The organism is Shewanella sp. 2_MG-2023 (assembly GCF_030548905.1).
Taxonomy (GTDB): domain Bacteria; phylum Pseudomonadota; class Gammaproteobacteria; order Enterobacterales; family Shewanellaceae; genus Shewanella; species Shewanella electrodiphila.
The window spans coordinates 1-15088 of the sequence record NZ_JAUOSO010000018.1 but is presented as its reverse complement, the minus strand read 5'-3'; the positions used below and the strand labels follow the sequence as shown (position 1 = coordinate 15088).

The 15088-nt window shown below is 40.0% G+C and carries 10 protein-coding genes; 8 read left to right on the top strand and 2 right to left on the bottom strand.

Annotated elements, in window-relative coordinates; translation table 11 throughout:
• Nucleotides 1-340: 340 nt before the first annotated feature.
• Nucleotides 341-1093 (bottom strand): putative porin, encoded by a 753-nt coding sequence (locus Q4600_RS16845; RefSeq protein WP_303517252.1) that lies wholly within the window; start codon nucleotides 1091-1093, stop codon nucleotides 341-343.
• Between the two features lie 358 nt (nucleotides 1094-1451).
• Complete coding sequence (locus tag Q4600_RS16840; protein ID WP_303517251.1) at nucleotides 1452-2675, bottom strand: threonine/serine exporter ThrE family protein; 1224 nt, start codon at nucleotides 2673-2675, stop codon at nucleotides 1452-1454.
• A gap of 208 nt (nucleotides 2676-2883) precedes the next feature.
• Between Q4600_RS16840 and Q4600_RS16835 the strand changes: the two genes are divergently transcribed.
• The 8 genes from Q4600_RS16835 to Q4600_RS16800 all read left to right on the top strand — a co-directional run.
• The gene (locus Q4600_RS16835; protein ID WP_102527648.1) at nucleotides 2884-3279 is read left to right on the top strand and encodes an MAPEG family protein; all 396 of its coding nucleotides are present in this window, start codon (nucleotides 2884-2886) and stop codon (nucleotides 3277-3279) included.
• A gap of 215 nt (nucleotides 3280-3494) precedes the next feature.
• On the top strand, nucleotides 3495-5843 hold the full coding sequence (locus Q4600_RS16830) for a YgiQ family radical SAM protein (RefSeq protein WP_303517250.1): 2349 nt from the start codon (nucleotides 3495-3497) through the stop codon (nucleotides 5841-5843).
• 170 nt (nucleotides 5844-6013) lie between these two features.
• A complete protein-coding gene (locus tag Q4600_RS16825; protein ID WP_303517292.1) occupies nucleotides 6014-6562 on the top strand; it encodes a hypothetical protein in 549 nt (182 codons plus the stop codon).
• A 400-nt stretch (nucleotides 6563-6962) separates the two neighbouring features.
• On the top strand, nucleotides 6963-9257 hold the full coding sequence (locus Q4600_RS16820; protein ID WP_303517249.1) for a type I secretion system permease/ATPase: 2295 nt from the start codon (nucleotides 6963-6965) through the stop codon (nucleotides 9255-9257).
• Nucleotides 9254-10663: an HlyD family type I secretion periplasmic adaptor subunit gene (locus Q4600_RS16815; protein ID WP_303517248.1), complete on the top strand. Its 1410-nt coding sequence runs from the start codon at nucleotides 9254-9256 to the stop codon at nucleotides 10661-10663. The genes Q4600_RS16820 and Q4600_RS16815 overlap by 4 nt, the downstream gene beginning before the upstream one ends.
• A gap of 3 nt (nucleotides 10664-10666) precedes the next feature.
• Nucleotides 10667-13411: a cupin-like domain-containing protein gene (locus tag Q4600_RS16810; protein WP_303517247.1), complete on the top strand. Its 2745-nt coding sequence runs from the start codon at nucleotides 10667-10669 to the stop codon at nucleotides 13409-13411.
• Between the two features lie 55 nt (nucleotides 13412-13466).
• Nucleotides 13467-14015: a hypothetical protein gene (locus Q4600_RS16805; protein WP_303517246.1), complete on the top strand. Its 549-nt coding sequence runs from the start codon at nucleotides 13467-13469 to the stop codon at nucleotides 14013-14015.
• Between the two features lie 187 nt (nucleotides 14016-14202).
• The coding region (locus Q4600_RS16800) for a hypothetical protein (RefSeq protein WP_303517245.1) at nucleotides 14203-15088 on the top strand (886 nt) is incomplete at its 3' end.

Below are 15088 nucleotides of genomic sequence, written 5' to 3'. Positions count from 1 at the left end.
AAGCCTATAAGGTAATAAAATGAGCAACAAACGCTGCCTGAAGGGGCGGCTATAAACGGATTATGCTTGGTTGAGTTAATTCTTGCGAACAAAGAGTGTTTAGATTGTTAGGCAGAAATACACTCAACGCGCTTAACTTGTTTTGTTTCGAACAAAAAATAACCAGCAAAGCTCAACCTGCAAAGGTCAGCTGGCCCTAGCGCTTTTTGATTAAAGCTGCGCAGCGATGAACTTTATCATCCGTATTGTAAACGTAAAAAAGGAGCCTCATCAGGGCTCCTTTTAGAAGGGGTCACCATGGACGATGAGCATCATCCATTGTTAAGATTGCAATTAATGTTTAGAAACGACCTACAATACCGATACCAGCGCCGAAACCATCAGCATCAGAATCAAGTACTTTTGATAGTTCAAACGTTGCAGAGAAAGAATCTGACATACGTAACCAGTAAGCTGTTTTTAGTGCAAAGTTATTATCTGAACCGTCATCTGAATAACCAGCACCAACAGACCATGCTTTAGTAACATACCAATCAGCATTTAAGTCGAAAGTGTCATTATCATCAGTATGGAGCCACATAGCGCCTAAATCGACACCTGAAGTGCTTTCAAGCGCAAGGAAACTACGGATTTCTGCACCAAAAGATGATTCTATATTATCACTACCGTCAGTGTAGAAAACTGCAACTTTTGAGCTGTCATTGAAGTAATAACCTACATCAACTTTGTATACACTGAAATCGACAACGTCAAAATCAAGTTTCTGATATGCGCCGCCAACGAACCATTTATTATCAAATACATAAGTACCATCAATACCAATGCTATCAAAATCAGCAGCATCAAACATTGAGTAGTCAGCACCAATGTTTGTTGTTTGGGCTAAGAAGCCATTTAGCGCATATGGACTTTCATCTTGAGAAACAGGAGCGGTGTAATAACGGTAGTTAACATTCCATGCTCCGTCGCCGAATTCTTCAGAATTAGCAGAGTATTTAAGACCCGCTTCATGTTGAAATGGTGCATCTTGAGCTGCCATAGCAGGTAATGCGAATAAACTAGTTAAAAGTGCTAAAGCTGTAACGTTTTTCATCAATCATTCCTTTATTTGATTTATTGTCGCTAGGTAATTCAAGCAAGATAGGCAATGGTGAAGTCAAAAAAAGGTTATTCATCCATAAACCTAAATGCAGCCTAACGTCATAGTCGGGCCACATGCTTTCCTAGCGGCGCACAAGGTAATATAGATTGATAAACAAAGAAACGATTTTATTTAAATTGCTGAAAATAAATGATTTTTACTAATTATTTAGGGTGGGTGTAACCGTTGGGTACAACAAATAGTATTAGTGAAGGGCGTTATTTTTAGCGGAAACGAGAGATGACTATTTTGCTTAAACAAAAAAAAGGGAGCTAAATGCTCCCTTAATGATCAAGCGCTAACCGTTAAGTTACAAGCTTCTTCTCGGTGGCACGATAACGTTGGCAAAAATCAACCCTGCGATCAAGGACATGAAAATTAAGAAGATTTGGGTGCCAATATGCGCTTGATCCAGCATGGTTTCACCCGAAATCATCGTATTTAAGCCTATATAGGTTTTACTTCCGGGCACTAAGATAACGATACCTTGAAGCAGGGCGATAGAAACTGGCGCTTTCATCCAACGAGCATAAAGGTTTGAGTATATGCCAACAGCCAATGCACCGACGAAAATACCAATAGATTCGCCTAAATAAAGGCCACCTAACATGGCTGAAAAATAAGCCACGATACCAGCGCAAATGCCCCATGGTGAATCTTTAATGCGGGCTTTAAAGATGATAACTAATGCCATTGATAATAGCGGAACAGCCGCCCAAGAGGCGTAGCGAGGCAAGGCGTCTGGTTCAATATATACCGATTCGCCGAACATTACTTTACCCAGTGTCATCCCAAGCACGGCGCCAAAATACAGTTTAAATAACAGCATTATCGCATCCATGATGCGCGCGGTTCCTGATATTAAATCGCGAGCAGCAAGCTCAGCAAGACCGAGTGTTAACGCTAAACCGGGCACAAAAATAATGATGCCAGATAAAATCACCACCGGAATATTGATGCTGGGGTCAATCACAGCAGCAATGCCGCAGGTTAAAATTGCACAAACAACCGCGGCTAACGGTTCGAGCATTTCTGCAACACGCTTAGATCTTTCAGCCCAAAAAACCAAACCGTAAACAAGTAATCCGAGCATGCCTGACCAAAATACGTCATTCCAGCTGGTATCCATCAGCATGGCAAAAGCACCCGCACTAATGCCAAATGACATCAAGGTTAAGCCGTGCCCATAAGGATTAGGTTTGTTAGCTATTTCTTCTAATCGGTCTAATGCTTCAGATAGTGTGCGTTGACCCGTGCTGAGCTCTTCCACCAAATCAAAGGTACGAGCCAATGAGCCTAAATCTAAATCGCCAGGTTTTACTCGCGCAACATGGTTATATTCTTGCTCGGTGTCATGTTGCAATACAAAGGTCATCGAAGTCGGGGAAATTAGAAAGTATCCCTCAATTCCCAGTGTAGAAGACACGGTTTGTAAATGAGATTCGAGTCGATATGCAGGGGTACCAAATTTATGCAGGGCTTTGCCTAATCTTATGATAAATCTGCGTTTTTCAATGAAGCTGGAATCGTTCATTAGGCCTGTATCACTCTAGTCAATTTGGGTAGTGGTTAGTTGGCGCGAATAGTAACCGAAATGGGGGTGGCTGAATACCTTCAAATCATCAAATCTTTGTTAAAAATGTGATAATTCCATTTTGGCTCAATCTGTATAGAATGAATACTCCATTGTAGTCACTAAATGGCTTTATGCTGTAAAAAATAACAATAAGGAAATATCGAACATGTCATTGATGATTTCAGGCTTTTACGCAAGTATCACAGCGTTATTAGCCATTGGGCTATCGATACGAGTGATTAAACAAAGACGGCTTAACAAAGTCGGTATCGGCACTGGTGGCAATAGCGATTTAGCCTTAGCAAAACGAGTACACGAGAACCTACTTGAAAACGCACCTATGGTGCTGATTTTGTTCTTGCTGGCAGAATATAATGGTTTGTCTGCGGCACTATTACATTGTTTTGGTACGGTTTGGATTGTGGCGCGGTTATTACATGCTATCGGACTGACAGCAGGAAAAGGCGGCGTGCATTTTGGACGGATCTGGGGTGTTTTACTGACTTGGGTGGTGACTATCGGCTTAGCGATTGTAAATATTGGTTTTTTTATCGGTTTATAAGATAGTTAAGCTGCAAAATTTATAAAGTCATTGTTTTTAATAAGGTTATAATATTATCCTAAAACAACAAAAACACCATAATTGGTGTTTTTTTAGTCACACTTGCTGTGGCGTAACTGCTATACTCCGCCTCCAGAAAAAAGTTGGGTGAGTTGAACTAAACTTGATGTAGTGCAACTCACCAGATTGATGATGTTTTAATGTAGGCAAATCTCATGCAAGTTGAATCCACGTTATTTAATTACCCAAGATACTGGGCCGAATGCTATGGCACGGCGCCGTTTCTTCCTATGTCTCGAAAAGAGATGGATCAACTTGGTTGGGATAGTTGCGACATTATCATTGTCAGCGGCGACGCTTATGTCGACCATCCAAGCTTTGGTATGGCTGTTATTGGTCGTATGCTCGAAGCCCAAGGTTTCCGTGTTGGTATTATTTGTCAGCCTGACTGGTCGAATAAAAATGACTTTATGAAGCTAGGCCGCCCGAATTTATTTTTCGGTGTTACCGCAGGCAACATGGACTCGATGATTAACCGTTACACTGCCGATCGCCGTATTCGCAGTGATGATGCTTACACCCCAAATGATGAAGGCGGTAAACGTCCAGATCGCGCAGTGACTGTTTACACCCAGCGCTGTAAAGAAGCCTTTAAAGAAGTGCCAGTAGTAATTGGTGGTATTGAGGCAAGCTTACGCCGTATCGCCCATTATGATTATTGGTCTGACAAAGTGCGTCGTAGTGTCATTTTCGATGCCAAAGCCGATATCTTGATATACGGTAATGCCGAGCGTCCGCTGGTGGAAGTGGCTCATCGCATTGCTAACGGCGAGAAAATGGCCGATTTACACGACATTCGTGGTACAGCCGTCATTCGTCACGAGCCATTGCCGGGCTGGAAAGGCATGGATTCTCGCAAGCTCGACCAACTGCATAAAATCGATCCAATTCCTAACCCCTATGGCGCGGATGATGTGGGTTGTGAAAAGCTTTCTGGCCCAACAGATAAGAAAATTTTTGATAATGATGCGCCTAAAGCCATCAGTGTGCAGCCTGCAAGACCAAAGCCATGGGAAAAAACCTATGTGTTGCTGCCAGCATATGAAAAGGTGGCTGACGATAAATTTTTGTATGCCCATGCTTCACGTATTTTACATCAAGAGCAAAACCCAGGTTGTGCTCGGGCATTATTTCAAGCTCAAGGAAATCGCTCTGTGTGGGTTAACCCGCCAGCATGGCCATTAAATACTGATGAAATGGATGCGGTATTTGATTTACCGTATCAGCGTGTGCCGCATCCAAGTTATGGTAAGGCGGTCATTCCAGCTTATGACATGATTAAAACCTCGATTAACATTATGCGAGGTTGTTTTGGTGGCTGTTCATTCTGTTCTATTACAGAGCATGAAGGACGGATTATTCAAAGCCGCTCGCAAGAGTCAATCATCAAAGAAATCAAAGATATTCAAGAAAAAGTGCCTGGTTTTACTGGGGTTATTTCTGACTTAGGCGGTCCTACAGCCAACATGTATCGTTTGGGCTGTACCAGTGTTAAGGCTGAAACCACGTGTCGTCGTTTATCTTGTGTTTATCCGAGTATTTGTGGCCATTTAGGTACAGACCATAAACACACCATTGATTTATATCGCGCAGCTCGTGATGTCCCTGGGATTAAAAAGGTCTTAATTGCATCAGGTGTGCGTTACGATTTAGCCACTGAAGATCCGCGCTACGTTAAAGAGTTAGCCAAACATCATGTGGGTGGTTATTTAAAAATTGCTCCTGAGCATACCGAAGATGGCCCATTAAGTAAGATGATGAAGCCGGGTATGGGCAGTTATCATAAATTCAAAGAGTTATTTGATTTTTACTCGAAAGAAGCGGGTAAAAAACAGTACCTGATCCCGTATTTTATCTCGGCGCATCCAGGTACTACCGATGAAGATATGTTGAACTTGGCGCTTTGGCTGAAATCAGAAAAATTCAAGCTTGATCAAGTACAAAACTTCTACCCATCGCCAATGGCGAATGCCACTACGATTTATCATACTGAGCTGAACTCGCTCAAAAATGTAAAACATACCAGTGAAGAAGTCACCGTGCCTAAAAAGGGTCGTCAACGCCGCTTACATAAAGCATTACTGCGTTATCACGACCCAGCAGGCTGGCCACTTATACGTGAAGCGCTGGTTGCTATGGGCAAAGAGCACTTAATTGGTAATGGCGTGCAGCATATCGTACCGCCAGAGTCGCGCAATGAACGTCAAAGTTATCGAAATGGTAAAGGTGGCGGTAAGAATGATGGCAGTAAAAAAGCGTTCACTCGCTTCTCGGGTAATCAGTTTGATGATAGAAAGTCATCAGGTAAAAAGCCAACCGCTGCGAATAAAGCCAAGGCAGCTGGTGAAGGTCATGGTAAAGATAACACTGCGGGCAAAGCAAAAACGGGATGGTCGCAAAAGAAAAAGCCATTCGGAGCTAAAAGTTCAGGCCCATCAAAAGGGGCTAACAATGGTGCTAACTCCAGCCATAAGCAAGGTAAACGACCAGCTAAAGCGAAATAAAGCCTGATAGCTAGTCATGAGTCTCATATAAAAAACCGTCTTTGCAGGCGGTTTTTTTTCAGGTTAAATTAAACAATCACTGTTACTGTGGTGTGTTAATAAAAGTTAATTGATCGATACCAAAAGGAATAATAATGAAAAAAATATTGGTCGCTGGTGTAATCAGCAGCATGGTGCCTGCGATGGCTATGGCTCATGCCCCTAAAGAAAACCCGCAACATCAATATTTTGATGCCATTGCTGCCCATTGCGGTAAAGCGTTCGCAGGTGAAGTGACCGCAGGCAATGAAGCTGACTCAGCATTCAGCAACAAAGCATTGGTTATGCATGTGCGTGAATGCAGCAATACAGAACTTAAAATCCCATTTCATGTGGGTGATGATCACTCGCGTACTTGGGTTATTACTAAAACAGAGACTGGCTTGCGCTTAAAGCATGATCATCGCCATGAAGATGGCACTGAAGACAAAGTGACTATGTACGGCGGTGATACTGCAGATATGGGCACTGCTACACAGCAATCATTTCCTGTGGATGCTGAATCGATTGATAACTTTAACGAAAATGGTTTAACAGCTTCAGTAACTAACGTGTGGCACATGTATATTGAACCTGAGACGTTTACTTATCGTTTAACACGCGAAAACCGTGATTTTAGAGTCGATTTTGACTTAACTAAGCCAGTGGCATTACCGCCAACGCCTTGGGGTAATGAGTAACCGTTGCTTAAAGCATAAGCCTGCATAAATGACATCATAGGCAGCTAAAACACGCGAAAATCGTGACTAAAGAGTCGATTTTGAGATACCTGCCTAGGCGCTAAAACCTCTTCTTACTTTGTGTGGGAAGAGGTTTTTTATTGTCTTAATATTTTTAGCCCCGAGTAGAGCTCGTAGTGGCCAGATTAACTAAGACACTGAAACCTGGTAGGTTCAATCTTTACAGTACCTCTAAAGCTTAATGAATTAGTTACGGCTGCGGATTCTGTAGTACTTAAGTTGTTGACTATTTGTTGCTTTGATGTATATTTCGTGACGAAATTAAGCGGTGTAATACACTAGTCAATCAAAGTGTAATTTCTATTCTAAAAACAATATTTAATGGATTAAATTTAAAGACATGGATTCTGGTCTTCATTCACTTGTCGCAATTGCGCGATTTCATCAGTTGCCTGCTGAGCCTGAACAAATATCACATGAATTTGGTCAGCCAGGAAAGCTCTTTTCTGATACCGATATTTTACTTGCTGCTAAAGCACTTACTCTAAAGGCAAAGAAATTAACATTATCAATAACTGAGTTAAATAATAGTGTGTTACCTGCTATCGCAAAAGATAGAGACGGTCACTATTTCATCATTGCAAGATTACCCTCTGATAAACTCAAAGATACTAATAGTGCCGTTGTGGCTCCTGATGGGGAGCCTGAAAAGAAACAAAGTATATTAATTCATGACCTTAATCATGGGTCTCCGCAATCGATATCAGTCGATGAATTAAAGCAACGTTGGTCTGGGGAGTTAATAGCACTAGTTAGACGTCAAGGTTTTGGTGAAAGCCTTCAACAGAAGTTTGATATTTCATGGTTCATTCCTTCACTGGTTAAATACAGAAAGCTCTTCGGGGAAGTGTTAGTCGCTTCTTTTTTCTTGCAGATATTTGCATTAGTTATTCCGTTGTTCTTTCAAGTTGTCATGGATAAAGTCTTAGTTCATCGAGGTTTTACAACTTTAGATGTGCTCGCTGTTGGTTTCTTTGTGGTTGTGGTGTTCGAAGCCATACTTGGCGGCATAAGAAATTATACTTTTAGTCATACAACAAATAGGGTTGATGTAGAGCTGGGGTCACGGCTTTTCCAGCATTTACTAAATCTTCCTTTATCATATTTTGAGTCTAGACAGGTTGGACAGAATGTAGCGAGAGTAAGAGAGCTTGATACGATACGTAATTTTATAACAGGAACTGCACTAACATTAGTGATAGATCTTCTGTTTGTTTTCGTTTTCTTAGCCGTGATGTGGTACTACAGCCCGACTTTGACATGGATAGTTTTGGCTAGTATTCCTTTCTATATTATTTTATCTGTATTTATTACACCTATTTTACGCCGCCGCCTTGATGAAAAGTTCAAGCACGGAGCTGCTAATACCGCATTTTTAACTGAGTCGATTACAGGTATTGGTACCGTCAAGTCGATGGCGGTTGAACCTCAGATGCGCAGGAAGTTAGAAGACCATCTTTCAAGTTATGTCCATGCTTCTTTTAAAAGCCAAAACTTAGGTAATGTAGCCGGACAAATTGCGGGTTTAATAAATAAGTTAGTCACCCTAGGTATTATTTGGGTTGGAGCTCATTTAGTAATAGATGGAGCAATCACTGTCGGCCAACTCGTTGCATTTAACATGCTAGCGGGACGTGTGAGTGGACCTATTCTTAAGTTGGTTCAACTTTGGCAGGATTTCCAGCAAGCAGGGATCTCTATTGAACGTTTAGGGGATATTTTAAATACTCCCAAAGAGCCTGGGTTTAACCCTAACCGTTCTCGTTTACCCTCTCTTCAAGGTGCAATTACTTTAGAACATGTTCGTTTTCGCTACAGGCCTGATGGTCCAGTAATTCTGAATGAGATCAATTTACAGACTAGGCCCGGCGAGGTGATAGGCATTGTGGGTCGTTCCGGTTCAGGGAAAAGTACCATCACGAAATTAGTCCAAAGATTATATATTCCAGAGTCGGGGCGAGTGTTAGTTGATGGTGTTGATTTGTCTATGATTGATACGGCTTGGCTACGCAAACAGATAGGCGTAGTCCTGCAAGAGAACTTTCTGTTTAACCGAACAGTTCGAGAAAATATTGCTTTATCAGATCCTGCTATTTCGATGGAACGCGTGGTTGCTGCAGCAAAGATGGCAGGCGCACATGAGTTTATCGTTGAACTACCAGAAGGGTATGACAACATCGTAGGAGAGCAAGGAAGTAACTTATCTGGTGGTCAAAGGCAAAGGTTGGCTATTGCTCGGGCACTTATTAGTAATCCACGTATTTTGATTTTTGATGAGGCCACAAGTGCCCTTGATTATGAGTCTGAGAGACTAGTGCAGGATAATATGGCCAGAATTTGTAAAGGTCGTACAGTATTTATTATCGCTCACAGGTTAACAACAGTGCGCCAGTGTGATCGAATTATTGTCATGGATAAGGGGCGTATTGTTGAACAAGGTTCGCATGATAATTTAGTGGATCTAAATGGCTATTATGCCAAATTGTACAGTTACCAAAGTCACACGCCTAATTTACACCCAGTAAAACATAATCAGCCTAATTACGCCCAAACTCAGCAGGGGGGCGCTAAAGTAAATAACCTTGCTTCAACTCATTCTTCAGTAAATACAAGCCAAGCTGAGGATAAGTTATGAATGCTTGGATGATTTTAAAAGATGCTTGGCAAAACCGCGATAAATTGGGCGAAAGCAATAATAGCCGTGATTTAGCAGCGTTTTTGCCTGCCGCGCTTGAAATTCAAGAGACCCCGCCAAATCCACTTGCGCGTAAGCTTGGTTGGAGCTTACTGGTTTTATTGGTTATTGGGATTATCTGGGCTTGTTTGGGCGAGGTGAATATAGTTGCTTCAGCGGAAGGGAAAATCATTCCAAGCTCAAAAGTTAAGCAAATTCAGCCCTTAGAAAAGGCTGTAGTAAAAAATATCCTGGTGCGTGAAGGTCAATTTGTTCATCACGGTGAGGCACTTATTGAATTAGACAGTACCTCTACTGCAGCGGATGAAAATAGACTAACAAGTGAGTTGCATTCAGCGAAACTGAGTTTAGCTGGTAGTCAGGCTTTACTATCGATGTTAGCTAAGGACATCACTATGAAAGGTATAGACTCTAGCACCGTAATTTTTCCGGATGTTAAGAATGCCTCACCAATAGAGATTGACCTTCATCGGCGACTATTATGGCAACAATGGCTGCAATACCTTGCCCAGTGGCAAACGCTTAAGAGTAATTTATTACAAACTCAGGCTGAGCAAGCAGGAAGTGGTGAAGTCATTGCCAAGCTTGAAAAAATCCTCCCTATTATCACCAAACGTGCGAGTAAGATGAAAGGGCTACACAGCCAAAATTATGCCTCAGAAAACGATTATTTAGCGCTTGAGCAGGAGCGCATTCAATTTACACATGATTTAGCCGCTGAACGTCAGAGATACAAACAGCTTGAAGCATCTGAAGCTGAAGTTAGACAGCAGTTTCATACTTTAAAAGCACAAACCTCAGTTACAGAATTGACAAAAACACACCAACTGCAGCAACAGATATCCTCGTTACAAGAGGAGTTGGCTAAGGCGGTTGATCGTAATCGAAAACAAATATTATATGCGCCTGTTTCTGGCCAAGTTCAGGAACTATCTATTGGTACCGTTGGTGGTGTTGTAACTGAAGCGCAGCAGCTGATGTTAATTGTTCCAGATGAAGTACAGCTCGATGTTGAAGTGTTCTTAGAGAATAAAGATATAGGTTTTGTGCGTGAGCAGATGCTCGCTGAAATAAAGATCCACACTTTTCCCTTTACTAAATACGGAGTCATTGATGGTGAGGTTATTTCAATGTCAGATGATGCCACTGTTGATGAACAGCGTGGCTTAATCTATGGCATGCGTTTGAAAATGAAGCAGAGCACCATCATGGTTGAGGGTAAAGAGATAAAACTGATGCCTGGCATGGCGGTGACTGCAGAAGTCCAAACGGGCAAGCGGCATATTATCGAGTTTTTTATGGCGCCGTTATTACGGTATAGGCAAGAAAGTATTAGAGAACGATAGTTTATGGATATTGAAGAGCAAGCAGTTGATGTATGCAATTTGGCTTTGCAGAGGTTGCATGTGCATTTAGAATTATGGGAAAGCATAAAAAATGATGCTGATTATGAGTGGTTATATATTTGTGCGCGAATAAAAGGAAAAAAGTTACATTCAATATGGATTCATAAGTTAGAAAGTACGGATGAGAGAATTGAAAAAGAATTCGGAGAGGAACTTAATATAGCAACTTCTTTTGAATTGGAAATGTTGTATTCACAAGAAACTCGTCAGCAGAATTCTAATATAGGGAGTAATTGGAATAGTTTACGTGGCTGTAGAGCAATGCATTTAGAGTACGGTGGTAGTATAAAAAAGTGGGCAGCGACTGAAATGCTTGCTCAAAATTTAAATTTTAATAGAGCTTTGGCGATATATTCAAATAGACTGGATGGAGTTATCTCGCCATCATCTATTAACGTTACTTTATTTAAAACAAAACAATTCTTTTGTGATAACCGAATTGATTCACATCTTTTACCTGTCGTAACAGAGATGAAAAGGGGTAATCAGTTAGTAAAAATTGAGTCGATCTCTAGAGTAAGTGTGCTTAAAAGTGCAAAAGCAATGACTCGATGGCTAGCATCCCAAGTTGATGGTCAAGGCTCTGCAAATTATAAGTATTGGCCTAGTAGGGGGGGGTATTCAACTGCAAATAATGCCATAAGGCAGTGGATGGCTACTGTTTGTCTCAATAGAGCCGCTAGACTATTTAAATGCGATATAATCGCGTCAATAGCTGCTAAAAATCTTGAGTATAATTTATCCGCTACTTTTCGAAGTAATAAAAACTTGGGTTACATTTGGATGGATGGCACCGCAAAACTAGGTGCTGCAGGGTTAGCGGCATTAGCAATAATTGAAATGCCCCATCGCGAAAAGTATCTAAGTAAAGAACACTCTTTATATGCTTTGATTAAATCACTTAGTCATAAAAATGGTTCATTTGAAACATTTTATATCCCTCGCTCTCGTAAAGATAATCAAAACTTTTACTCTGGAGAGGCTTTACTTTATCTAGCAACTCGTTTTATAGCTTCGAAAGACCTTATAGAATTAGCGAGTATAATGAAATCTTTCCATTTTTACAGGGATTGGCATCGCCTTAATCGTAACCCCGCATTTGTTCCATGGCACACTCAAGCATATTTCCTAGTTTGGCAAGTAACGAAGGATGATGAACTTAAGTCATTTATATTTGAAATGAACGATTGGCTACTTTCAATGCAGGAATGGGGTAATGCAACTTCAGCAGATATGCAGGGGAGATTTTATGATGCTAAACGTCCATTTTTTGGGCCGCCACATGCCTCTGCTACAGGGGTATATTTAGAAGGGTTGATTGATGCTTATGAATTAGCAAAACAAACTGGAGAAATAGAACGTGCGAATAACTATCGAATTGTAATTTTGCGTGGGCTGCGGAGTATAATGCAACTCCAATTTAAAGATGAAGTTGATTGCTTTTATATTCAGGATGTCAATCGTGTATTAGGCGGGGTAAGGACTACCGTTTATGATAACACTATACGGATCGATAATGTACAGCATGCATTGATGGCAATGTTAAAAATAACTTCTAGATTTGAATTAAATGATTATAGCCTTAGTAGTAAAGATATTTCACATGATTTTCAAAAGAGACATAAAACAAGTAAAAAAAACATAACCAAGAAAAATAAAATAAATCCTAATAGAAATATTCATAATATTGAACTTCGTTGGAGTAAATGGATTTTTAATAATTTAGTTAATGGCTGCAGTCCAGAAAGTTTAGCAGATAAAATAAATCTAGGAGGTGATTCGAATAAAGAGTTTTTAATTGCTGAAGTTTATCGTGTAGCGGCTGATCCTTACATATGTGTAGCTAAAGACATGAAACTTACAATAGATAAAAGAAACTGGCTATTAGATACTTACGATAAATTGTCGGCACTTGATAAGCGTTACTCTACACGTATAGAGACGCGTACTGTACCTGAGTTTTCTGAATTTATAAGGGAATATTACAGTAAGAGTTTACCTTCAGTATTTACAGGAGGTATCGAGCTATGGTCTGCGTTAGAGAAATGGAATCCTGAATATTTTGTTAAACAAGTCGGAAGTAAGCTAGTTGAAGTACAATTTAATCGTTCAGAGGATAAGAAATATGAAAGGAATTCTATAAAATACAAAAAGATCATGAGGATGGATGATTTTTGTTATTTGGTTTCTGAAGGTGGTGTTAGTAATGATTATTACTTGACAGCTAATAATAATGAAGCAAATCTTTCTGAATTAGCAGTATTATTTGAAGATTTGGGCGATTTTGGTCAGGGATACCGAATGCCGCAGACTATAAAAGATCGAAGCCATTTGTGGTTTGGTCCCAAAGGTGCTTTTACTCCATTACATCATGATCTAACTAATAATATGTTAGTGCAAATATATGGTAGGAAAAAAATCACATTAATCCCAGGGTTTCAGGTGCCTAATATTTATAATGACCAGCATGTGTATAGTGCTACTGATTTTCCAATGATTGATTTGAAAAAATTCCCTAAATTGAAGGGTGTTACTCCAATTGAAGTTATATTGAATCCAGGTGAGGCAATATTTATTCCTATAGGTTGGTGGCATTGTGTTGAAAGTCTTGATATCTCAATTAGTATTAGTTTCACTGATTTTAATGTGTCGAATAATTTTCATTCTAGTTATCCAAAGTTATTTTAAATAGAGATAGTAAGCCATAAATATAATTTATATTATTTAATGCTAGGGGTTTGTAATGAGTGGGAATAATGCAGGGCGAAAAATATTATTTTTAAAGTATAAGGGGAAGCAGCGAAAGTTGATGTTGTTAGTTTTTGCTTGTCCAGCTTTTTTACCTTTATTGTTTAATTTTTTATGTGTGTGGGGGGGGAATAATTATGATGATTTTTTTCTCTTTTTAGAAAATGTTGAAGTTATTAGGTATGCCAATACTGTATTGGATGATACGGAACATAAGTGTAATTTAGCATCGGGGTACTTGTTCTCATTTTTGTATATTTTCCTTATTACCCCGTACATATATTCTTATCAAATTGATAGGTTGCGTATGGGATTCAGGTTGAATCGTCGGGTAAATAAATACCTTATGTGGTTCTGTTTTTTGTGTTTGTGCCTTTTTGTTTATTTAAACTTGTTTGATATTTCTACAGGTGGTAGTGAACGGGTTCATAAATTGATAGAACTTTCTTTTTATATGTGGCCGCTTTTTTTTATGTTATTTATTTTTCCGGTATATATGTTTTTGTTTTTATTTATTTTCTGGTTAGTTAATTTTCGTGATTAGTTTATATGTATTAATCAAGCTCTTTGGCTTAAAGAACTTAAGTTTTAGTTGTTTAGTTGTTTAGTTGTTTAGTTGTTTAGTTGTTTAGTTGTTTAGTTGTTTAGTTGTTTAATTTTTTGATTATCTTGAATTATAAGATGGTTGAAAGTATGGATACACTTTTATAATTTTATTGTAGGGATACATTTTGAGTAATTTAAACGAAGAAGCCCAAGAGTTTATTGATTCAGAGGAAGGGCAAAGACTACTAACTTGTGCTGAAGATATTGCTAGTTTTCTGGCGAGTATGACCGATAGTGAATCTGCCATAGTCACAGGTGCTGTAAAAACGGTAGGGAATATCCAGAATGCAGTTGCAGATGGTAAGACCGACGAACAAATTTTGCTAATGATGAGAGATGGTCTGGCTGATGATTACTGGGAGCTGGCAGATGAGGCTATTGAAAGGAGAGATATTGCCTTATATAACAATGATGTTGAGCTGGCCAATAGTTATGAACGTGCAGCAATGGATGCTCAAGAGCTTGCTGTTAAATATGAAGGTATTCAGAGTTATGGTGAATTCAATGATATATACAATAAGTATAGTTTACCTGCAGCAAAACTAGCTGGTTTTGTTGGCACCGTTTTTGATGCTTCGCAGTTTATTTCTCTGATTAGGGAAGGTAATGGCGAAGGAGCCACTAAAAAGTTTGTTCAAATGGCAGTAATAGGTACTGTCGGAATATTTACAGCCGGTGCAGCTGGGGCTGCCGTTACTGCAGCCGTAGCTGCAGGTGTTCCTGTCGCAGCCGCCGTTGTTGTAGTGGGTGTCCTTGCTGGAGTTGCATACACTGCTTTAGATATTGTTATTGGTAGTGTGGTGGATATTGTCCATAAAAACACCGACTGGTTAGAGCATATTGATGGATTTTGGTTGGATGCTAAGGAATACTTCCTAGATTTGTGGGATGAAATACCTGGTACGGAAGAAGGACAAACACCTACACCGGAGCCAACACCTACACCGGAGCCAACACCTACACCGGAGCCAACACCTACACCGGAGCCAACACCTACACCGGAGCCAACAC

Bases quoted from the DNA above. Each gene is read 5' to 3' on its own strand.
- Q4600_RS16805 (WP_303517246.1), top strand. From the start codon at position 13,467: ATGAGTGGGAATAATGCAGGGCGAAAAATATTATTTTTAAAGTATAAG.
- Q4600_RS16810 (WP_303517247.1), top strand. From the start codon at position 10,667: ATGGATATTGAAGAGCAAGCAGTTGATGTATGCAATTTGGCTTTGCAG.
- Q4600_RS16825 (WP_303517292.1), top strand. From the start codon at position 6,014: ATGGTGCCTGCGATGGCTATGGCTCATGCCCCTAAAGAAAACCCGCAA.
- Q4600_RS16830 (WP_303517250.1), top strand. From the start codon at position 3,495: ATGCAAGTTGAATCCACGTTATTTAATTACCCAAGATACTGGGCCGAA.
- Q4600_RS16835 (WP_102527648.1), top strand. From the start codon at position 2,884: ATGTCATTGATGATTTCAGGCTTTTACGCAAGTATCACAGCGTTATTA.
- Q4600_RS16820 (WP_303517249.1), top strand. From the start codon at position 6,963: ATGGATTCTGGTCTTCATTCACTTGTCGCAATTGCGCGATTTCATCAG.
- Q4600_RS16815 (WP_303517248.1), top strand. From the start codon at position 9,254: ATGAATGCTTGGATGATTTTAAAAGATGCTTGGCAAAACCGCGATAAA.
- Q4600_RS16840 (WP_303517251.1), bottom strand. From the start codon at position 2,675: ATGAACGATTCCAGCTTCATTGAAAAACGCAGATTTATCATAAGATTA.
- Q4600_RS16845 (WP_303517252.1), bottom strand. From the start codon at position 1,093: ATGAAAAACGTTACAGCTTTAGCACTTTTAACTAGTTTATTCGCATTA.